This is a genomic window from Streptomyces sp. NPDC101152, assembly GCF_044768275.1.
Lineage (GTDB): Bacteria > Actinomycetota > Actinomycetes > Streptomycetales > Streptomycetaceae > Streptomyces.
In genome coordinates this window covers 32,741-52,387 of record NZ_JBIWPO010000037.1, presented here as the reverse complement: position 1 = coordinate 52,387, position 19,647 = coordinate 32,741, and the positions used below count along the sequence as shown (strand labels likewise).

Sequence of the window (19,647 nt, the reverse complement as noted above, 5' to 3'; positions counted from 1 at the left end):
CTCTGTGCGTCGTCGTCTGATTCAGTCCACCCTCGCCGTCGTGCTGGTGGTCATCGCTGTCTTCGGGGTCTCCCTGGTGATCGTCGAGACGCGGACCATCAGCAACAGCGCCCAGGAGAGGGTGAGTTCCGAGGCGCAGCGGCTGGCGAGCATCGTGGACAGCCGGCTGATCGGCGCCGGGACCGTCTCGCCGGACGTGCTCAGGAGCCAGGTCACCGGCGAGCGGTACGCGATCATCCACCTCCCGGGGCAGCCCGCCTTCTCGGTGGGCAAGAAGCCCGGCGGCGAGGTCATCCGCGGGCACGCCGAAGGCGAGGAGGGCGAGAGCGTCGTCGTCGAGGAGCCCCGCTCGACCGTCAGCCGTGAGGTCGGGCGGACGCTGCTGATCATCGCGCTCGTCGCGCTGCTCGCGGTCGTCGCCGCCGTCCTGCTGGCCATCCGGCAGGCCAACCGGCTCGCCTCCCCGCTCACCGACCTCGCCGAGACCGCCGAGCGGCTCGGCTCCGGCGACCCCCGCCCGCGGCACAAGCGCTACGGCGTCCCCGAGCTGGACCGGGTCGCCGACGTGCTGGACTCCTCCGCCGAGCGCATCGCCCGGATGCTCACCGCCGAGCGGCGGCTGGCCGCCGACGCCTCCCACCAGCTGCGTACGCCGCTGACCGCCCTGTCGATGCGGCTCGAGGAAATCACCCTCACGGATGACCCGGACACCGTGAAGGAGGAGGCGAACGTCGCGCTCACCCAGGTCGAGCGGCTGACGGACGTGGTGGAACGGCTCCTCACCAACTCCCGGGACCCCCGGGCCGGCAACGCCGTCTCCTTCGACCTCGACGAGGTCATCCAGCAGCAGCTCGCCGAGTGGCGGCCCGCCTACCGCAGCGCCGGGCGGGCCATCGTCAGCTCCGGCAAGCGGCATCTGCAGGCCGTGGGCACCCCGGGCGCCGTGGCACAGGTGCTGGCGGCGCTGATCGAGAACTCCCTGATGCACGGCGGCGGCACGGTCGCGCTGCGCACCCGCGTCACCGGCAACCAGGCCGTCGTCGAGGTCACCGACGAGGGGTCGGGCGTGCCGGCCGACCTCGGGGCGCGGATCTTCGAGCGGACCATCAGCGGCCGCAACTCGACGGGCATCGGTCTTGCCGTGGCCCGGGACCTGGCGGAGGCGGACGGCGGGCGCCTGGAGATGCTCCAGACGAAGCCGCCGGTCTTCGGCCTGTTCCTGTCCCGCACGCCGCCGCTGAAGCGGCCGCGGCAGGACGAGGAGCCCACGGTCAGGTGAGCAGGCGGCTCACCTGACCGTGCTGCTTCAGCTGACGTGCTGCTTCAGCTGACGTGCTGCTTCGCCTTGGCCTGCGCTTCCGCCGAGCGCTTCATCGCCTCGGCCTCCAGCAGCGCCTCCGCGTCCGCGACGGGCAGGGCCTTGAAGACCCAGGTGCGGTAGGACCAGAAGCGGAACAGCGTGCCGAGGCCGATGCCGACGACCTTGAAGATGTTGCGCTGCAGCGAGCTGTCCCAGCCGAAGCCGTAGATCGCGGCGTACAGGACGCCGTTCTCGATCACCAGGCCGACCAGGCTGAAGGCGAGGAACAGGGCGAGTTCCCTGGTCCGGGCGCCCTTCTCGCGGTCGCGGTAGGTGAAGTAACGGAAGCCGAGGTAGTTGACCGCGATCGCGACGATGGTGGCGATGACGTTCGCGCGCACCGCCTGCAGGCTGGTCAGATGCCACAGCAGATTGGAGACACCGAAGTTCACGACGGTGCCGAGGGCACCGACCGCACCGAACTTGGCGATCTCGTGGGCGAGCCTTCGCAGCCCTGAGGAACCCTGTTCCATGGTCCTGAAGGCCCCCATCCGATCGGGTTCATCGACGTTTTCCACAACCACGCCATGCTAACCATCCAAGTTACCAATCTCCTGTGGACCACCTCACGGGACGGAAACAGCTTGGGAAGAGGGCGGGAAGAGGGTGAAAGGTGCGGGAAGAGGCGGGTAAGAGGCCGGGGACCCGGCCGGAAACCGACGGCCGTCGCCCGGCCGATACCCTAGGGGCGTGACGTTCCCGGTAGTCGGCATGGTCGGCGGGGGCCAGCTCGCTCGTATGACACACGAGGCAGGCATCCCGCTCGGCATCAGGTTCAAGCTCCTCAGTGACACCCCGCAGGATTCCGCGGCGCAGGTCGTCGGCGATGTCGTCGTGGGCGACTATCGCGACCTCGACACGCTCCGGACCTTCGCGCAGGGCTGCGACGTGATCACCTTCGATCACGAACACGTGCCCACCGAGCACCTCCGGGCCCTGGAGGCGGACGGCATCCCCGTGCGCCCCGGCCCGGACGCGCTGGTGCACGCCCAGGACAAGGGCGTGATGCGCGCCCGGCTCGACGCGCTCGGCATCCCGTGCCCGCGCCACCGCATCGTCGCCGACCCGGCGGACGTCGCCGCCTTCGCGGCCGAGGGCGACGGCTTCCCGGTCGTCCTCAAGACCGTCCGCGGCGGCTACGACGGCAAGGGCGTCTGGGTCGTCGACAGCGCAGCGGAAGCCGAGGACCCCTTCCGCGCGGGCGTCCCGGTCCTCGCCGAGGAGAAGGTCGACTACGTCCGTGAGCTGGCCGCCAACGTCGTCCGCTCCCCGCACGGCCAGGCCGTCGCCTACCCGGTGGTCGAGTCCCAGCAGGTCAACGGCGTCTGCGACACGGTCATCGCCCCCGCGCCCGACCTGGACGAGTCCCTCGCCCTGAAGGCCGAGGAGATGGCCCTGACCATCGCCAAGGAGCTGGACGTCGTCGGCCACCTCGCCGTCGAGCTGTTCCAGACCCGCGACGGCCGCATCCTCGTCAACGAGCTGGCCATGCGCCCGCACAACTCCGGCCACTGGTCCCAGGACGGCGCGATCACCTCGCAGTTCGCCAACCACGTCCGCGCCGTCCTCGACCTCCCGCTCGGCGACCCGCGCCCGCGCGCGAAGTGGACGGTCATGGTCAACGTCCTCGGCGGCGACTACCCGGACATGTACTCCGCGTACCTGCACTGCATGGCCCGCGACCCCCAGCTGAAGATCCACATGTACGGCAAGGACGTGAAACCCGGCCGCAAGGTGGGCCACGTCAACACCTACGGCGAGGACCTGGACGACGTCCTCGAGCGCGCCCGTCACGCAGCCGGTTACCTGAGAGGCACGATCACCGAATGAGCCCCGTTGTAGGCATCGTCATGGGGTCGGACTCCGACTGGCCCGTCATGGAGGCCGCCGCCAAGGCCCTCGACGAGTTCGAGATCGCGTACGAGGTCGACGTCGTCTCCGCGCACCGGATGCCGCGCGAGATGGTGACCTACGGCGAGCAGGCGGCCGAGCGCGGGCTGAAGGTGATCATCGCCGGCGCGGGCGGTGCCGCCCACCTGCCCGGCATGCTCGCCTCCGTCACCCCGCTCCCGGTGATCGGCGTCCCCGTCCCGCTGAAGTACCTGGACGGCATGGACTCCCTGCTCTCCATCGTGCAGATGCCGGCCGGCGTGCCGGTCGCCACGGTCTCCGTCGCCGGGGCCCGCAACGCCGGTCTGCTCGCGGCGCGGATCCTCGCCGCGCACGACGAGGACCTGCTGCAGAAGATGCGCGACTTCCAGCAGGACCTCAACGACCAGGCCACCGAGAAGGGCAAGCGCCTGCGCTCCAAGGTCGAGGGCAACGGCGGCGGATTCGGCTTCGGGAAGTGACCCCGGTGAGCTCGCTGGACGCGGCCCGGGACCTCCTGCGCGAGTTCCCGGTCGTCGACGGCCACAACGACCTCCCCTGGGCGCTGCGCGAGCAGGTCCGCTACGACCTCGGCGCCCGCGACATCGCGGTCCACCAGAACGCGCACCTGCACACCGACATCCCGCGCCTGCGTGAGGGCGGCGTCGGCGCGCAGTACTGGTCGGTGTACGTCCGCTCCGACCTGCCGGACGCGGTGCCCGCGACGCTGGAGCAGATCGACTGCGTGCGGCAGCTGCTGGCCCGCCACCCGGCGGACCTCGCGCCCGCGCACACGGCCGCCGACATGGAGGCGGCGCGGGCGGAGGGCCGTGTCGCCTCCCTCATGGGCGCGGAGGGTGGGCACTCCATCGCCAACTCGCTCGGCACGCTGCGCGGGCTGTACGCGCTCGGCGTGCGCTACATGACGCTCACCCACAACGACAACGTGGACTGGGCGGACTCCGCGACCGACGAGCCCAAGGCGGGCGGCCTGACCGCCTTCGGCCGTGAGGTGGTGCGGGAGATGAACCGGCTCGGCATGCTGGTGGACCTCTCGCACGTGGCCCCGACGACCATGCGGGACGCGCTGGACGTCACGAGCGCGCCGGTGATCTTCTCCCACTCCTCCTCCCGGGCCGTGTGCGACCACCCCCGCAACATCCCGGACGACGTCCTCGAACGCCTCCCCGGCAACGGCGGCGTCGCGATGGTGACCTTCGTACCGAAGTTCGTGCTGCAGGCCGCCGTGGACTGGACGGCCGCCGCCGACGAGAACCTGCGCTCCCACGGCTTCCACCACCTGGACACCGGCGAGGAGGCGATGAAGCTCCACCGCGCCTTCGAGGAGCGCCACCCGCGCCCCGTCGCCACCGTCTCGACGGTCGCCGACCACCTCGACCACATGCGCGAGGTCGCCGGCGTCGACCACCTCGGCATCGGCGGCGACTACGACGGCACGGCCTTCACCCCCGACGGCCTGAACGACGTCTCCGGCTACCCCAACCTCATCGCCGAACTGCTCGACCGAGGCTGGTCCTCCTCGGACCTCGCCAAGCTGACCTGGCAGAACGCGGTACGGGTCCTCGGCGAGGCGGAGGACGTGGCCCGCGGCCTGCAGACGACACGGGGCCCGTCGAACGCGACGATCGAGGAACTGGACGGCTGAGACGGTGATCGCCAAGGCCTCGGCGATGGAGGCCGCGTCCGTCTTGTCGCGGGCGACGGCTTCCCTGAGGCGTCGAGCGTTCGCGGGCGACCACAGGAGGTATTTCGTCTCCTGCCAGGACCCGTAGTCGTCGGCCGACATCAGGACGGCGTCGCCGCCCTTCGAGCTGATGCGCATGGGGACGTGATCGTCGTTGACACGTTTGATCAAGAGGAACAGGTCCCGACGTGCCTCGCCGGAGCTGATCGGGGGGCGGGCTGCCCGACCGCTCGGCATACCCCGAACGCCCTGCTCACCAGGAATGCCCTGGGCGGCCGTGCGACGGTGGCCGTACTGCTGACACGCCGCCGATCATGACGTACGGAGCCCCCATGGCAGACCTCCAGGACGAACTGCACCCCACCGCCGAGGTCGGCACGCTCGACGGGCTGACCGATCCCTTCGCGGCGGAGCCCTACACACCCGTCTCGGACCCTGACGACGCCCCGCTGGAACGCGCCCACGCCATCCTCGCCGTCCACCCCGTCGCCGACGGGTACAGCGGGCTGCCCTGGGCGCTGCGGCACCTGCCGTGGTTCGACCTGGAACTCGGCGAGAGCGCCGTGGACACGGACGTGCCCCGGATGCGGGAGGGGCACGTCGGCGCCCTGTTCTGGTCGCTGCACCTGCCGGAGGGCCTCGCCGGGGACCGGGCCGTGGGGGCGACCCTGGAGCAGATGGATCTGGTGAAGACCGTCGTGCACGCCCACCCCGAGGGACTGCGCCTCGCGCACGCCGCCGGGCAGGTCACCGACGCCCGCAACTGCGGCCGCGTCGCCGTCCTGCTCGGCCCCGCTGGCGCCGCCGCCCTCGGCGACTCCCTCGGCATCCTGCGCGCCCTGCACGCCCTCGGCCTGCGCGCGCTCACTCTGTCCGGCGCGTCCTGGGCGAGCGAGGTGGGGCTGACCCGCTTCGGCGGGGAGGTCGTGCGGGAGATGAACCGGCTGGGCGTGCTCGCCGACCTCTCCGGCGCCTCCGCCGACACCATCCGCCGCGCCCTCGCGGTCTCCAAGGCGCCGGTGCTGTTCACCCGCTCCGCCGCCCGCGCCCTGCGCCCCCACCCCGCCAACCTCCCAGACGACCTGCTCGCGGAGCTCGGCGCGGCGGGCGGACTGTGCATGGTGCCGCTGACGGCCGAGCAGACCGGCCCGTTCGTCCGCGACGTCGCCGACCATCTCGACCACGTGCGCGAGGTCGCGGGACCGGAGTGCGTCGCCCTGTCGGGCACGTACGACGCCGGTACCGCGCACCCGCAGGATCTCGGCGACGCCTCCTGCTACCCGCACCTCATCGCCGAGCTCCTGCACCGCGGCTGGTCCGAGCCCGACGTCGCCCTCCTGACCTGGGGCAACGTCCAGCGCGTCCTGCGCACCGCCGACTTCACCGCCCGCGCCGCCCAGCAGCGCCGCGAACCGTCGACGGCGAAGATCGCCGACCTGGACGGGTAGCAGCGATCACGGGTGCTCGATCCGGCAGAGACAGAACGGATGCCCCGCCGGGTCGGCGTACACCTGGAAGTCCTTCTTCTCCCGGTCCTCCAGGTCCAGCGGCCGCGCCCCGAGCGCCAGCACCTTCTCGTGCGCCACGTCGATCTCCTCCCACGTCGACCCGGCGTCGAAGTCGAGGTGGAACTGCTGTGAGTCCTGGTCCGCGCGCGGCCACTGGGGCGGGGTGAACCCCTCCGCCCGCTGGAAGGAGAGCCGCGGCCCGTCCGGGACCTGGAGGACGACCCAGTCGTCGTCCTCGGCCTGCGGGCTGCCGCCCGCGACCTGGGCGTAGAAGTCGGCGAGCGCGCGCGGGTCGGGACAGTCGAGCACGACGGAACGCAAGCGGGCCACGGGCATGGGAAGTCCTTCCGGTTCAGCAGGCACAGAGGCAGAACGGGTGCCCCGCCGGGTCCGCGTACACACGGAAGGTGCGTGAGCGGTCGTCCGTGTCCAGCGGCTTCGCGCCCAGCGCCAGCACGGCCGCCTCCGCCGCGTCCAGGTCCTCCACGGTCAGGTCCAGGTGGAACTGCTGCGACTGGTCGGCCGCGGGCCACTTCGGGGCGACGTGACCGGGGGCGGCCTGAAAGGCCAGGGCCCGGCCGTCGGCGGTCGTGAGATCCACCCAGTCGCCGTCCGCCTCGACCGTGCCGCCCAGCACTTCGGCGTAGAAACCGGCGAGCGCGCGCGGGTCGGGACAGTCCAGGACGACGGCACCCAGTTTGGCGAGAGCCATGACTACCTCCTGCTTCTCCTGTTACCTACATATGGGTCCAACCGGTAACGGTTACTGCATGCTCCCGCATTGGCGGTAACGTCGCAAGGGTGAGTGACAGATCGGCCGCGCCGGGGAGCCTGGTCCTGGTCGAAACCCTGGTGAACACGCTGGACATCGAGTCGGGGGCGGACGCGCTCGACTCGGCGGACGGCCGCGCGCCCTTCGGCCTCACCCCGGACGAGGTCCCCGCGGCCCGCGAACTGCGCGAGTCGCTGCGCGCGGCGCTGCTCGCCCACGCGGGCCACCCGCCGCACGCCCCCGTCACGCCCCTCGACGACCTGCTGGCGTCCGCGCCCCTGCGCGTGCGGGTCGACCCGGCGGACGGCTCGGCCGCCCTCGCCCCCACCGACGACGGCCCCCTGCTCTCCCGCGTCGCCGCCGCCGTCGCCCAGTCCCTCGTCGACGGCACCTGGGCCCGCCTCAAGGCCTGCGAGAGCGTGACCTGCCACTGGGCGTACTACGACCGCAGCCCGGCCGGACGCGGCCGCTGGTGCTCGATGCAGGTGTGCGGGGCGCGGGCCAAGATGCGGCGCTACCGGTCCAAGTAGTGCCGGGCCCATTCCCCGGCCGCCGCACCGGCAGGTAGTGCAGAATGCAACAAGACGCCGGTTCGGCCGACTGAGCCTCGGCCGAACCGGCGTCGTACGCCTGCGTGCTGCCGCTACGCCTGTGGCCGGCCCATCGCCCGGTACGTCCACCCTGCCTTCCGCCACAGTGCCGGGTCCAGGGCGTTGCGTCCGTCCAGGATCACTCGCGCCGCCACGGCCTCGCCGAGCGCCGCCGGGTCCAGCTCGCGGAACTCCCGCCACTCCGTCAGATGCAGGACGACGTCGGCGCCGCGCACGGCGTCCAGGGCCGTGTCGGCGTAGCCGAGGGTCGGGAAGACGCGGCGGGCGTTGTCCATGCCCTTCGGGTCGTACACCGTGACCTGGCCGCCCTGCAGATGGATCTGCCCGGCGACGTTCAGCGCGGGGGAGTCCCGCACGTCGTCCGAGTCGGGCTTGAAGGTCGCGCCGAGCACCGCGACCCGCTTGCCGAGGAACGGGCCGCCGCCCAGCACCTGCCGCGCCAGCTCCACCATCTGACCGCGCTGGCGCATGTTGATCGAGTCGATCTCGCGCAGGAAGGTCAGCGCCTGGTCGGCGCCCAGCTCACCCGCCCGCGCCATGAACGCCCGGATGTCCTTGGGCAGACAGCCGCCGCCGAAGCCGATGCCGGCCCGCAGGAACTTCCGGCCGATCCGGTCGTCGTACCCGATCGCCTCGGCGAGCTTGGCGACGTCGCCGCCGGAGGCCTCGCACATCTCCGCCATCGCGTTGATGAAGGAGATCTTGGTGGCGAGGAAGGAGTTCGCGGACGTCTTCACCAGCTCGGCCGTCGGGAAGTCCGTCACCACGAACGGCGTGCCCTCGGCGATCGGCGTCGCGTACACCTCGCGCAGCAGCTTCTCCGCCCGCTCACTGCGTACGCCCACCACGATCCGGTCGGGGTGCAGGGTGTCCTGCACGGCGAAGCCCTCGCGCAGGAACTCCGGGTTCCAGGCCAGCTCGGCGTCCTCGCCGGCCGGGGAGTGCTCCGCGAGGAAACGGGCGAGCCGTTCGGCGGACCCGACGGGCACGGTCGACTTGCCGACGACCAGGACAGGCCCGGTCAGATGCGGGGCGAGGGAGGCGAACGCGGACTCGACGTACGACATGTCCGCCGCGTACTCCCCGTGCCGCTGCGGGGTGTTGATGCACAGGAAGTGGACGTCGCCGAAGGCCCCCACCTCGGCCCAGTCCATGGTGAAGCGCAGCCGGCCCGTGGACCCCTCGATCCCGGCGACGTGCTTGCGCAGCAGCTCGTCGAGGCCCGGCTCGTACATCGGGGCCTCGCCGCGCTCCAGCTTCTCGATCTTCTCCGGTACGACGTCCAGCCCCAGCACCTCGAATCCCAGCTCGGCCATGGCCGCGGCGTGGGTGGCGCCGAGGTAGCCGGTGCCGATCACGGTGATCTTGAGGCTCATGCGGGGGCTCCAGTGGGGAGGGCGTGCGCTGCGGTGCCCGAGCATATCGGGGGCATGCCACGGGCCTTCAGCGGGCAACTTTCCCGCTGTCGCCAAGCTCACGTATCACTCCCGTGGGCCGCCCCCTAAAATTTGAGTTACTTAACGGTAATTAGCGTCGGCAAGCGCAGTTCTTTGGAGCGTGAGACACCTTGGCCGGATCGGCTGACTTCGACCTGTACCGCCCGTCCGAGGAGCACGACATGCTCCGTGACGCCATCCGCTCGCTGGCCGAGGCGAAGATCGCGCCGTACGCCGCCGCGGTGGACGAGGAGGCCCGCTTCCCGCGCGAGGCCCTCGAGGCCCTGGTCGCGAACGACCTGCACGCCGTGCACGTACCCGAGGAGTACGGCGGCGCGGGCGCGGACGCGCTGGCCACGGTCATCGTGATCGAGGAGGTGGCCCGCGTCTGCGCCTCGTCCTCCCTGATCCCGGCCGTGAACAAGCTGGGCTCCCTGCCTGTCATCCTCTCCGGCTCCGAGGAGCTGAAGAAGAAGTACATGACCCCGCTCGCCAAGGGCGACGGCATGTTCTCGTACTGCCTCTCCGAGCCGGACGCAGGCTCCGACGCGGCCGGCATGAAGACCAAAGCCGTCCGCGACGGCGACTTCTACGTCCTCAACGGCGTGAAGCGCTGGATCACCAACGCCGGCGAGTCCGAGTACTACACGGTCATGGCGGTGACGGACCCGACCAAGCGCTCCAAGGGCATCTCGGCCTTCGTCGTCGAGAAGTCCGACGAGGGCGTCTCCTTCGGCGCCCCCGAGAAGAAGCTCGGCATCAAGGGCTCGCCGACCCGCGAGGTCTACCTCGACAACGTCCGCATCCCGGCGGACCGCATGATCGGCGAGGAGGGCACCGGCTTCGCCACGGCGATGAAGACCCTCGACCACACCCGCATCACCATCGCCGCCCAGGCCCTCGGCATCGCCCAGGGCGCCCTCGACTACGCCAAGGGCTACGTCCAGGAGCGCAAGCAGTTCGGCAAGCCGATCGCCGACTTCCAGGGCATCCAGTTCATGCTCGCCGACATGGCCATGAAGATCTCGGCCGCCCGCGCCCTCACCTACCAGGCCGCGGCGGCCTCCCAGCGCGTCGACCGCGACCTGACCTTCCAGGGCGCCGCGGCCAAGTGCTTCGCCTCGGACGTCGCGATGGAGGTCACCACGGACGCCGTCCAGCTCCTCGGCGGCTACGGCTACACGCGCGACTACCCGGTGGAGCGCATGATGCGCGACGCGAAGATCACGCAGATATACGAGGGCACGAACCAGGTCCAGCGGATCGTGATGGCGAGGAACCTCCCCTAGCGGACGTCCCGTCCACCAGCACAGCCCCCGGCGCCATCGCCGGGGGCTGTGCTTTGTCGTGCATCAGGTGGCCTCCGCCAGGATGGTCACCCCGGGTCCTTGTCGAACTTCGCCGTCGACCAGAAGTAGCCGAGCACCGCGAGACCGACGCACCAGGCGACAGCGAGCCATCCGTTGCTGCCGACGGGGGTGCCGAGGAGCAGGCCGCGCAGGGTCTCGATGGCGGGGGTGAAGGGCTGGTACCGGGCGATGGGCTGGAACCAGCCCGGCATCGAGTGCAGCGGGACGAAGGCGCTGGACAGCAGCGGCAGCAGGATCAGCGGCATCGCGTTGTTGCTGGCCGCCTCGGCGTTGGGACTGACCAGGCCCATGCCGACCGCGATCCAGGTGAGCGCCAGGGCGAACAGGACGACCAGCCCGAACGCCGCCAGCCATGCCAGGACGCCGGCCCCGCTGGAGCGGAAGCCGATGGCCACGCCGACGGCGCCGACGAGGACCACGCTCATGACCGACTGCAGGACGCTGCCGACTACGTGCCCGACGAGGATGGAGCCGCGGTGGATGGCCATGGTGCGGAAGCGGGCGATGATGCCCTCGCTCATGTCGGTGGAGACGGACACCGCGGTGCCGATCACGGTCGAGCCGATGGTCATCAGCAGGATGCCGGGCAGGAGGTAGGCGAGGTAGGCCGAGCGGCCCGCCCCGCCGCTCATCGCGTTGCCGAAGACGTAGACGAACAGCAACAGCAGCATCACCGGTGTGAGCAGCAGGTTCAGCGTCAGGGACGGGTAGCGGCGCGCGTGCAGCAGGTTGCGCCGCAGCATGGTGGACGAGTCGCGGACGGCCAGGGCGAGGGTGCTCATCGCAGGGTCTCCTTGGGCTGGGCGGGCACGGTGCCGCTGTCGGTCAGGGCGAAGAACACGTCGTCGAGGTCGGGGGTGTGCACGGTCAGCTCGTCCGCCTCGACGCCGGCCGCGTCCAGCCAGTCCAGCAGGGAGCGCAGCTCGCGCTGGGTGCCGCCGGAGGGGATCTGCAGGGTGAGCGCGTCGTCGTCGCGGGCCGTCTCGCGCAGGGCGGAGGCGGCGTCGCGGTAGGCGGCCGGGTCGGTGAAGCGGAGTCGTACGTGTCCGCCCGGGACCAGCCGCTTGAGTTCCTCGGCGGTTCCTTCGGCGGCGATCGTCCCGTTGTGCAGGACGGCGATGCGGTCGGCGAGTTCGTCGGCCTCCTCCAGGTACTGGGTGGTGAGGAAGACGGTGACGCCGTCCGTGACCAGTTCCCGGATGATCTGCCACATGGTGTGCCGGGAGCGGGGGTCGAGACCGGTGGTCGGCTCGTCGAGGAAGATGATCCGCGGGCTGCCGACCAGGGTCATGGCGATGTCGAGGCGGCGCTTCATGCCGCCGGAGTAGGTGGAGGCGGGTTTCCCCGCGGCCTCGACCAGGTCGAAGCGCTCGAGAAGTTCGGCGGCCGTCCGCCGCCCCTCCGACCTGGGCAGGTGGTGCAGGTCCGCCATGAGGAGCATGTTCTCCTCGCCGGTGATCAGGTTGTCGACGGCGGAGAACTGCCCGGTGACACCGATCACGGCCCGCGCGGCCTGCGCGTCGGTGGCGAGGTCGTGGCCCCCCACCCGCAGGGTGCCCGCGTCGGCGCCGACGAGCGTGGACAGGATCTTGACGGCGGTGGTCTTGCCGGCGCCGTTCGGGCCCAGCAGGGAGAAGATCGTTCCCTGCGGTACGGCCAGGTCGATGCCGTCGAGGACGGTCTTGTCGCCGTAGGACTTGCGCAGTCCGTGCGCCGCGATGGCCAGGTCGGTCATGAGAGGTTCCCCCTAGGAAGGACTGCGGATCTACAGGCTGCGGGCGGTGATGTCGCCGCGGGAGGTGGTGGCGCGGATGTCGAGCTCGGTGGTGCCGTCGTTCTTGAGGGCGTTGCTGACCCGCCCGTAGGAGGTGCCGGCGTCCAGGGCGGCCGAGACCCCGGCGGCGGCGACGACCGAGATGTCCCCGGAGTCGGTGCGCAGGACGACGGTGCCGCGCCCGGCCTCGTCGATGCGGATGTCGCCCCGCGCGGTGCTGATCTCCGCCGAGCCGCCCAGCCGGCCGACCTCGACGTCGCCGTCGACCGCGGTGAGGCGGAGGCTCGCGACCTCGTCGATCTTGATCTGCCGGTACGCGCCGTCGAAGGCGAGGTCGCCGAGGCGGCCGACGACCCGGAGTTCCGCGCTGCCCGCCTTCGCCTCGACGCGGGAGCCGGCGGGCAGCTGCACGGTCACCTCGACGGAGCCGGAGGGGCCGAAGAGCTGGTTCTTCCCTGCCGGTGCCGCGATCCGCAGCACGCCGTCGGCGTAGCGGACCTCGATCTGCTCGGCCGCCTTCACGTCCCGGCTGCGGGAGGCGTCCGAGGGAAGGACCTCGACGGTGGTGTCGGCCCGGTCGGCGGCGATGAGCTGGACGCGCCCCGCGGGGATGTCGAGGACGGCGGAGACGGCGGCGGGGGTGTCGAACTTCTGCATGGTGTTCTCCTGTGTTTCGCTTCGGTCGCTTCGTTCTTTCTGACATTGGAAACGCTACGTTGCATTCGCGAGTTAGGCAACAAGCTTGTTGCGTTGGATAGCCATAACACCAGCTCAATGCCAGAATATTGTTGCAATGGTTCTGCCATCTAATGCAACAACCCCTCGTGTTGTGTTGCAATGGAATGGAGGTGAACGCTATGCTGGGCGCCTCACGCACCACGAAGGAGGGCTCCGATGCCGGGCGGCAGACTCACCCAGCAGGAACGCCGGCAGATCGCGCAGGGACTGGCCGACGGGCTCGCCTACGCGGAGATCGCCAGAGGCCTCGACCGTCCGACCTCCACCGTCACTCGCGAGGTCCTGCGCAACGGCGGCCCCACCGCCTACCGCGCCGACATGGCGCACCGCGCCACCGAACGCCGCGCCCACCGCCGCGTGCGGACCGCGCCCCGCGGGGCGGAGGTGCAGCCGCAGGCCTACGGGCGTGATCCGGAGGCCGTGCGGGCGTACGAGGAGACGCTCACCACCGTCTACATGCAGTCGGGCACGCCCCAGATGATGGCGCGGGTGTTGGCCTGCCTCACCGTCAGCGACACGGGCAGCCTGACCGCGGCCGAACTCGTCCAGCGCCTCCAGGTCAGCCCGGCGTCCGTCTCCAAGGCCGTCGCGTATCTCGAGGGCCAGGACCTGGTCCGCCGGGAACGCGACGAGGGTCGTCGCGAGCGCTACGCGATGGACGACGAGGTCATGTACCAGGCGATGATGTCCAGCGTCCGGTCCACCGCCCAGGTCGCCGAGGCGCATCGGCAGGGCGTCGGCGTCCTCGGTCCCGGCACCCCGGCCGGCGCCCGCCTGGAGAACACCGCCCGCTTCCTCGACTACGTCTCCGAGAGCCTCGCCCGCGCGGCCGACCAGGCCCGCGAGATCCTCCACTCGAAACCCGGACCGGCCTCCTAGCCGATCGGCCTAGCGGCACCCCGCCCCCGGGAGGGATTCCGGGGGCTTTTGTCGCTTTGGTGGGGGCGGGTTCGTGGCGGATTGTTCGCCTCCGCCCGATGGCGGCCCGGCCCCGGTAGGCGTAGGACGGGAGGCACACGGAGGCCCGCCCCGGGCCCCTCTCCCTCCCCAGGAGGAGCCATGACCCAGACCGGACCCATGACGGCCATGAGCAAGGAGATGCAGGACTGCGTCGAGGCCTGCATGTCCTGTCACACCCTGTGCGAGGAGACCATGAGCTCCTGCCTGCAGATGGGCGGCCAGGCCCAGATGCAGATCATGCGAGCGCTCATGGACTGCTCCGAAATGACCCGCATGTGCGCGGACATGATGATGCGCCGCTCGCCGATGTCGGCCGAGATGTGCGCGCTGTGCGCCAAGGCCTGCGACATGTGCGCCGAGGCGTGTATGGCGATGCCGGACGACCCACAGATGATGCGATGTGCCGAGGCGTGTCGCCGTTGCGCGCAGATGTGCCGCACGATGGCGGGCGCCACGATGTGACCAACGCTCAGGCGTGAACGAGGGGCCGAGGGCACCCACCCCATGGGTGCCCTCGGTGCGTCATGGGGCAGGCTGCTCCCGTGGCGGACATGACGGAGGCCTTCGACGCGGCCGAGCGGGAGATGTGGGACGGGCAGGCGCAGACGTACGCCGAGGGCTTCGCGCGGCTGTGCGCGCACCCGGTCGAGGCGCTGCTGGACGCGGCGGGGGTCGCCGCGGGAACCCGGGTGCTCGACGTGGGAACCGGCCCCGGCACGGCGGCCCTTGCGGCCGGGGAACGCGGGGCGCGCGTGGTCGCGGTGGACGCCGATGCCGGGATGGTGGCGGTGGCCCGGGCGCGCGGAGTGGCCGCACAAGTCGGCCTGCTGCCCCAACTGCCCTTCCTCAGCGCCGAGTTCGACGCGGTGGTCGCCAACTTCGTGCTCAACCACGTCGGCCGGCCCCGTGCCGCCCTCGCCGAACTGCGCCGGCTGCTGAGGCCGGGAGGGCGGCTGGCGGTGACCGTGTGGGGCGGCGGGCGCAACGCCGGGATGGAACTGCTCGGACGGGCCTGCGAGGCCGCCGGGGCCGTCGCACCGGCGTATCTGCCGCGGCTCGATCCCGGCGAGGACTTCGAGCGGACGGCCGACGGGCTCGCGGGCCTGCTCGACGGCGCCGGGTTCGCGGACGTGCGGTGCGTCGAGGTGGGCTGGGAGCACCGCGCCGGTCTCGACGAGTGGTGGCGCGGAGCCGCCGAGGGGATCGGCAGGACCGGTCGCCTCATCGCGGCACAGGACCCGCCGACCGTCGTACGGATCCGGCGGGAGTACGAGCGGCTCGGCGCCGAACTCCTGGACGGTGAGGGGCGTTTGGTGCTCCCCTGCGCCGCGCTGCTCGCCTCCGGCGCCGTCAGCTGAACAGCGGCTCCACGGGCTCGCTCATGCCCGGGCGGGGCCTCCGCCTCGAACTCCTCGGCGGGGAGGGGCGTTTGGTGCTGCCGCGCGTCGCGCTGCTCGCCTCCGGCGCCGTCAGCTGAACAGCGGCTCCAGGGCCTGCTCCAGGTCGGCGGCCTCCCGGAAGCGCACCGCGTGCATCCCCAGGGCGGCCGCCGCGGCCACGTTCTCCTCGCTGTCGTCGACGAACAGGCAGCGGTCGGGACGCGTGCCGGCCAGGTCGGCGGCCAGCCGGTAGATGCGCGGGTCCGGCTTGGCGAGGCCGACGCGGGCGCTGTTGACGACGTGGTCGGCGAGATCGCCCAGGCCGAGCGAGTCGAGGTCGGACTCCAGTTCCAGGGCCGCGTTGGAGACCAGGACCAGCGGGATGCGGACGCGGGCGCGCCGCAGCAGGGCCACGACCTCGTCGTCCGCGTGGAACGGCGACTCCAGCAGCGCCAGGGCCAGCTCGTACGCGGTCTGCGGCTCGTCCACCAGCCCGGCGAGGCCCTGCGCGATCGCCTCGGCCCACTCCTGCGAGGTGATCTCGCCCAGCACCAGCGGCCCGGCCGCCCCCGCGGCGAACGCCACCTTCTTGGTGGTCCCCTCGGCGATCCCGGCGGCGCGCTCCAGCGCCTCCAGACGCGTGGAGTCGAAGGACCGGATCACATTGTCGACGTCACACAGAACCGCCCCGAAGGGCGGTCTGCCGTTGCTCTGCTCAGCCACCCGAGACCGTGACCTTCTGGTCGTTGTTCAACTCGGTCACCAGCGTCTTCACCTTCGCCTTGTCCCAGACGAGGTTGCCGCCGACGGAGCCCGAGATCGGCATGTTCATCGAGGTGCCGCTGCCGCCGCTGACGCCCTTCATGGCCCAGAACATGGACGCCAGGTCCCACAGGCTCATGCCCTTGTCGACGGTCAGCGAGTCCAGGCCCGCACCCATCGTCGGGTACAGCTTGAAGGGGTTCATCACCGTCGAGGGAGTGGCGACCTCGTGGGCGAGGGCCGACAGGAACTTCTGCTGGTTCTTCGTGCGCTGCAGGTCGGAGGCGGCGAAGGCGTGCCGGGTACGGACGAAGGCCAGCGCCTGCGGGCCGTTCAGCGTCTGCGTGCCGGCCTTGAAGTCGGCGCCCGAGTACTTGTCCTTGAAGCCCTTGTCGATGGTGAGGGTCACACCGCCGACCGCGTCCACGATGTTCGCGAAGCCGGCGAAACCGATCTCCACGTAGTGGTCGATGTGCAGGCCCATGTTGGCCTCGATCGTGCGGACCAGCAGCGTCGGCCCGTCCTCCGCGTAGGCCGCGTTGAGCTTCGTCTGCCGGCCCCTGGCGGGGTAGGTCTTGCCGGAGGTCGAGCCCACGTACGAGGGGATCGTCACGTTCGAGTCGCGGGGCAGCGAGATCAGCGTGTCGCCGTTGCCGCCGACGTGCAGGATCATCATCGAGTCGGTCCGCTTGCCCTCGGCGGAGCCGGTGTGCAGCTGCTGCTTCTGCGCGTCGGACAGCCCGGCCCGGCTGTCCGAGCCGACGATCAGGTAGTTCGTGCCCGAGCCGGACGCCGGCCGGTCGATGACCTTGGACAGGTCGACGTCCCGGTGCAGCTTGGAGTCGGCCCAGAAGTACGTGGCCACGGACGTCACGACCAGCACGGTCACCAGCGTGATCGCCGTCCACTTGATACGGCGCCGCCAGTTCGGCCGCGGCTTGACCGCGCCCGGCCCGCCGGGACCGCCGCCGCCCGGCGTCCCGTAGACGTGGCCGGTGTTGTAGCTGCTGTCGTAGCCGTCACCGCCGGGGGCGTCGCCGTAGCCGTCGCCGTACCCCTGGCCGTCGACGTACGTCGGCTGGTGCGGCACGCCCTGGCCGTACGGCGGCGCGGACGGGCCGGGGCCCCCGTAGCCGCCCGGGGCGGGCCTGCGGACCTGCCGCATCACGCGGGCAGGGTCGGGCTGTGCGCTCGCGCTGCCGCGTCCGTACCCGCCGCCACGGTTGTCGTCGGACCATCCCTCGGGCCAATCGTTCATGGGCCCCAGTGTGCCGGGAGCGACGGTGTCCTTTACAAGGGTCGTAGGAAAATCAGGGCACGGCTGTTGCGAACCCAACACAAAGTCCGCAGATGTCGCCTCGGCATAAGGTGGGGGCCATGACAGACCAGGCCACCGCCGTGGAACCGGACAGCGCGGAGATTCCCGGCAAGCCCACCTCGGCGTCGCGGACCACGCTCAGCCACATCATGACCCACAACGACACCAACCTGCTGGGCACGGTGCACGGCGGTGTGATCATGAAGCTGGTGGACGACGCGGCGGGCGCCGTCGCCGGCCGGCACAGCGGCGGTCCGGCCGTCACCGCGTCCATGGACGAGATGGCGTTCCTGGAGCCGGTCCGCGTCGGCGACCTGGTCCATGTCAAGGCGCAGGTCAACTGGACCGGCCGCACCTCCATGGAGGTCGGCGTCCGGGTGCTCGCCGAGCGGTGGAACGAGTCCGCGCCGGCGACCCAGGTCGGCTCCGCCTACCTCGTCTTCGCCGCCGTCGACGCCGACGGCCGGCCCCGCCGGGTACCGCCGGTCCTCCCCGAGACGGAGAAGGACCGGCGCCGCTACCAGGAGGCCCAGATCCGCCGCACCCACCGCCTGGCCCGCCGCCGCGAGATCAGGGAACTGCGCGAGAAGCGGTCGGCGGAGGGCCTCGACGACTAGAAGCTCGACGGGAAGCCCTACGTGCACACCACCTGGTCGCCGGTCACCGCCTCGAACCGTCCCTGCGTCGCGTCCTGCGAGCGCACCTTGCGCACCGCCCCGTAGTCCGCGCCCGCGATCACCTTCAGCGTCGGCCCGAGCCCCTTCACCTCCCGCAGCTCGCTGCCCGGCAGCGCGGCCGACAGCGACCGGGCCGAGCGGTCCCAGTGGGGGTCGTACTCGATCACCGTCCGCTTCACCGTGCGGTCGGCCGCGGCCACGGGCGCGCGGGTCGTGTCGAAGCCGGCGGCCGCCAGCGCGTCGTCCACGCGCTTGCCGAGGCCGGCCGTCGGGGTGCCGTTCTGCACCTGGACCCGGATCTGCTGGGGCGCCACCGCCACCTCGACCGTCCTGGCGGGCGCCGCACGCTGGGCGCGGACGGTGAGGGGCTTGTCGTCGCGGAGGTTCGTGAACAGGGCGCCGGCCTTGGCGGTGTCCCACTTCAGGGTCGAGCCGATGCCCTTGACGACGTAGTCGGTCTGCCCGACGGGGACCGTCGCGAACTCCGAGGACGACGGCGAGAAGGAGCGCATCGCCCGGCCCAGGTCGAGGAGTTCGTCGGTGCCGAAGCCCTTGTCGGCGCGGACCGAGCCCAGGACGGCGTGCGTCACGTCCCGGAACTTCATCGGGTTCAGCAGGATCCCGGAGGACGTGGCCCGCTCGATGAGCGAGGCCAGGAAGCGCTGCTGCCGCTTCATGCGGCCGAGGTCGGAGGCGCCGTCGACATGGCGGGCGCGGACGTACTCGAGGGCCTGACCACCCATCAGGGTGTGGGTGCCGGCCGGGAGGTCGAGGCCGGAGTAGGCGTCCTTGAGCGGCTCGGTGGTGCAGATCCTGACCCCGCCGAGCACGTCGACCGTCTTCATGAAGCTGACGAAGTCGACCTCCAGGTAGTGGTCGATCTTCACGTGGGTCATGTTCTCGACGGTCCGCACGGTGAGGTTGGGGCCCCCCTCGGCGTATGCCGCGTTGAGCTTGATCGGGTGCGTGCCCCTGCCGTCGGCGTTCGGCGCCTCGGCGTAGGAGTCGCGCGGCAGGCTCACCACGGTGGCCCGCTGCCGGTCCTCCGAGATGTGCACGATCATGATCGTGTCGGTGCAGTGGCAGGGCGCCCCACCCAGGTGGAACTGGCTCCGCTCCTGCTCGGTGATCCGGTCCCGGCCGTCCGTGCCGACCAGCAGGACGTTCATGCCGTGGCCCCCGATCGGACGGTTCTTCATGTCCTTGAAGGGGTCGATCCGGGCGATGTCCGCGTCGAGGCCGGCGAGCACAGCGTGCCCGATCCCGGCGGAGGCGAGGACCACGACGGACAGGGTCGTCACCGCGCGCATGGCCCAGCGCGGCTTCCTGCGGCGCACGGGGGGCCGGGGGCCGCGGCCGCGCTGGTGCGGGGTGCGGGGCGGCTGGGTGCGGCGCTGCGGGCGGGCGG

21 protein-coding genes and 1 pseudogene are annotated in these 19,647 nt (G+C 71.3%); 11 read left to right on the top strand and 11 right to left on the bottom strand.

The features are described from left to right. Positions 1 to 4 precede the first annotated feature (4 nt). Positions 5 to 1,279, top strand: coding sequence for an ATP-binding protein (locus ACIRVK_RS33430; protein ID WP_404253776.1), 1,275 nt, complete (start codon positions 5 to 7; stop codon positions 1,277 to 1,279). 44 nt (positions 1,280 to 1,323) lie between these two features. Here ACIRVK_RS33430 and ACIRVK_RS33425 read toward each other — a convergent pair whose 3' ends face one another. Beyond that, positions 1,324 to 1,833, bottom strand: a complete 510-nt coding sequence (locus ACIRVK_RS33425) for a GtrA family protein (protein WP_404253823.1) — start codon at positions 1,831 to 1,833, stop codon at positions 1,324 to 1,326. 217 nt (positions 1,834 to 2,050) lie between these two features. On the opposite strand from ACIRVK_RS33425, the gene ACIRVK_RS33420 reads away from it, so the two are divergent. Genes ACIRVK_RS33420 through ACIRVK_RS33410 form a run of 3 tightly spaced genes read left to right on the top strand, consistent with a single transcriptional unit; the run spans position 2,051 to position 4,895 of the window. After that, positions 2,051 to 3,190 (top strand): 5-(carboxyamino)imidazole ribonucleotide synthase, encoded by a 1,140-nt coding sequence (locus tag ACIRVK_RS33420; protein WP_404253774.1) that lies wholly within the window; start codon positions 2,051 to 2,053, stop codon positions 3,188 to 3,190. After that, on the top strand, positions 3,187 to 3,711 hold the full coding sequence (purE, locus tag ACIRVK_RS33415) for a 5-(carboxyamino)imidazole ribonucleotide mutase (RefSeq protein ID WP_404253772.1): 525 nt from the start codon (positions 3,187 to 3,189) through the stop codon (positions 3,709 to 3,711). The genes ACIRVK_RS33420 and purE overlap by 4 nt, the downstream gene beginning before the upstream one ends. Positions 3,712 to 3,716: 5 nt before the next feature. Beyond that, positions 3,717 to 4,895: a dipeptidase gene (locus ACIRVK_RS33410; RefSeq protein ID WP_404253770.1), complete on the top strand. Its 1,179-nt coding sequence runs from the start codon at positions 3,717 to 3,719 to the stop codon at positions 4,893 to 4,895. Between the two features lie 54 nt (positions 4,896 to 4,949). On the opposite strand, the pseudogene ACIRVK_RS33405 reads toward ACIRVK_RS33410, so the two are convergent. Beyond that, positions 4,950 to 5,171: pseudogene (locus tag ACIRVK_RS33405) on the bottom strand (type II toxin-antitoxin system Phd/YefM family antitoxin); the annotation flags it as partial. A 95-nt stretch (positions 5,172 to 5,266) separates the two neighbouring features. On the opposite strand from ACIRVK_RS33405, the gene ACIRVK_RS33400 reads away from it, so the two are divergent. Beyond that, the gene (locus ACIRVK_RS33400; protein WP_404253768.1) at positions 5,267 to 6,382 is read left to right on the top strand and encodes a dipeptidase; all 1,116 of its coding nucleotides are present in this window, start codon (positions 5,267 to 5,269) and stop codon (positions 6,380 to 6,382) included. A gap of 6 nt (positions 6,383 to 6,388) precedes the next feature. On the opposite strand, the gene ACIRVK_RS33395 is transcribed toward ACIRVK_RS33400, so the two are convergent. Both ACIRVK_RS33395 and ACIRVK_RS33390 read right to left on the bottom strand, forming a co-directional pair. Beyond that, on the bottom strand, positions 6,389 to 6,778 hold the full coding sequence (locus ACIRVK_RS33395) for a VOC family protein (RefSeq protein WP_404253766.1): 390 nt from the start codon (positions 6,776 to 6,778) through the stop codon (positions 6,389 to 6,391). Between the two features lie 16 nt (positions 6,779 to 6,794). Continuing rightward, complete coding sequence (locus tag ACIRVK_RS33390) at positions 6,795 to 7,154, bottom strand: VOC family protein (RefSeq protein WP_404253764.1); 360 nt, start codon at positions 7,152 to 7,154, stop codon at positions 6,795 to 6,797. Between the two features lie 89 nt (positions 7,155 to 7,243). On the opposite strand from ACIRVK_RS33390, the gene ACIRVK_RS33385 reads away from it, so the two are divergent. Continuing rightward, positions 7,244 to 7,744 (top strand): CGNR zinc finger domain-containing protein, encoded by a 501-nt coding sequence (locus ACIRVK_RS33385; RefSeq protein WP_404253762.1) that lies wholly within the window; start codon positions 7,244 to 7,246, stop codon positions 7,742 to 7,744. A 113-nt stretch (positions 7,745 to 7,857) separates the two neighbouring features. Here the strand turns inward: ACIRVK_RS33385 and ACIRVK_RS33380 are convergent, their stop codons facing one another. Next, complete coding sequence (locus ACIRVK_RS33380) at positions 7,858 to 9,201, bottom strand: UDP-glucose dehydrogenase family protein (protein WP_404253760.1); 1,344 nt, start codon at positions 9,199 to 9,201, stop codon at positions 7,858 to 7,860. A 191-nt stretch (positions 9,202 to 9,392) separates the two neighbouring features. Between ACIRVK_RS33380 and ACIRVK_RS33375 the strand changes: the two genes are divergently transcribed. Then, positions 9,393 to 10,550: an acyl-CoA dehydrogenase gene (locus ACIRVK_RS33375; protein ID WP_404253758.1), complete on the top strand. Its 1,158-nt coding sequence runs from the start codon at positions 9,393 to 9,395 to the stop codon at positions 10,548 to 10,550. A gap of 86 nt (positions 10,551 to 10,636) precedes the next feature. Here ACIRVK_RS33375 and ACIRVK_RS33370 read toward each other — a convergent pair whose 3' ends face one another. From ACIRVK_RS33370 to ACIRVK_RS33360, 3 genes are read right to left on the bottom strand one after another with little or no spacing between them, the layout of a single operon-like run. Further along, positions 10,637 to 11,413: an ABC transporter permease gene (locus tag ACIRVK_RS33370; RefSeq protein ID WP_404253756.1), complete on the bottom strand. Its 777-nt coding sequence runs from the start codon at positions 11,411 to 11,413 to the stop codon at positions 10,637 to 10,639. After that, positions 11,410 to 12,366: an ATP-binding cassette domain-containing protein gene (locus tag ACIRVK_RS33365; RefSeq protein ID WP_404253754.1), complete on the bottom strand. Its 957-nt coding sequence runs from the start codon at positions 12,364 to 12,366 to the stop codon at positions 11,410 to 11,412. The genes ACIRVK_RS33370 and ACIRVK_RS33365 overlap by 4 nt, the downstream gene beginning before the upstream one ends. A gap of 30 nt (positions 12,367 to 12,396) precedes the next feature. After that, positions 12,397 to 13,062 (bottom strand): DUF4097 family beta strand repeat-containing protein, encoded by a 666-nt coding sequence (locus ACIRVK_RS33360; RefSeq protein ID WP_404253752.1) that lies wholly within the window; start codon positions 13,060 to 13,062, stop codon positions 12,397 to 12,399. Between the two features lie 237 nt (positions 13,063 to 13,299). Here ACIRVK_RS33360 and ACIRVK_RS33355 point away from each other — a divergent pair, with 237 nt between their 5' ends. The 3 genes from ACIRVK_RS33355 (at position 13,300) to ACIRVK_RS33345 (ending at position 15,461) form a co-directional block, all read left to right on the top strand. After that, positions 13,300 to 14,022: a helix-turn-helix domain-containing protein gene (locus ACIRVK_RS33355; protein ID WP_404253750.1), complete on the top strand. Its 723-nt coding sequence runs from the start codon at positions 13,300 to 13,302 to the stop codon at positions 14,020 to 14,022. Positions 14,023 to 14,202: 180 nt separating this feature from the next. Continuing rightward, positions 14,203 to 14,565, top strand: a complete 363-nt coding sequence (locus ACIRVK_RS33350) for a four-helix bundle copper-binding protein (RefSeq protein WP_404253748.1) — start codon at positions 14,203 to 14,205, stop codon at positions 14,563 to 14,565. A gap of 89 nt (positions 14,566 to 14,654) precedes the next feature. Next, a complete protein-coding gene (locus ACIRVK_RS33345) occupies positions 14,655 to 15,461 on the top strand; it encodes a class I SAM-dependent methyltransferase (protein WP_404253821.1) in 807 nt (268 codons plus the stop codon). Positions 15,462 to 15,572: 111 nt separating this feature from the next. On the opposite strand, the gene ACIRVK_RS33340 is transcribed toward ACIRVK_RS33345, so the two are convergent. Then, positions 15,573 to 16,205, bottom strand: coding sequence for an HAD-IA family hydrolase (locus ACIRVK_RS33340; RefSeq protein WP_404253746.1), 633 nt, complete (start codon positions 16,203 to 16,205; stop codon positions 15,573 to 15,575). After that, positions 16,198 to 17,502 (bottom strand): LCP family protein, encoded by a 1,305-nt coding sequence (locus tag ACIRVK_RS33335; RefSeq protein ID WP_404253744.1) that lies wholly within the window; start codon positions 17,500 to 17,502, stop codon positions 16,198 to 16,200. The genes ACIRVK_RS33340 and ACIRVK_RS33335 overlap by 8 nt, the downstream gene beginning before the upstream one ends. Before the next feature lie 119 nt (positions 17,503 to 17,621). On the opposite strand from ACIRVK_RS33335, the gene ACIRVK_RS33330 reads away from it, so the two are divergent. Beyond that, on the top strand, positions 17,622 to 18,179 hold the full coding sequence (locus tag ACIRVK_RS33330) for an acyl-CoA thioesterase (RefSeq protein WP_404253742.1): 558 nt from the start codon (positions 17,622 to 17,624) through the stop codon (positions 18,177 to 18,179). Between the two features lie 17 nt (positions 18,180 to 18,196). On the opposite strand, the gene ACIRVK_RS33325 is transcribed toward ACIRVK_RS33330, so the two are convergent. Continuing rightward, positions 18,197 to 19,549: an LCP family protein gene (locus ACIRVK_RS33325; RefSeq protein ID WP_404253819.1), complete on the bottom strand. Its 1,353-nt coding sequence runs from the start codon at positions 19,547 to 19,549 to the stop codon at positions 18,197 to 18,199. Positions 19,550 to 19,647 lie beyond the last annotated feature (98 nt).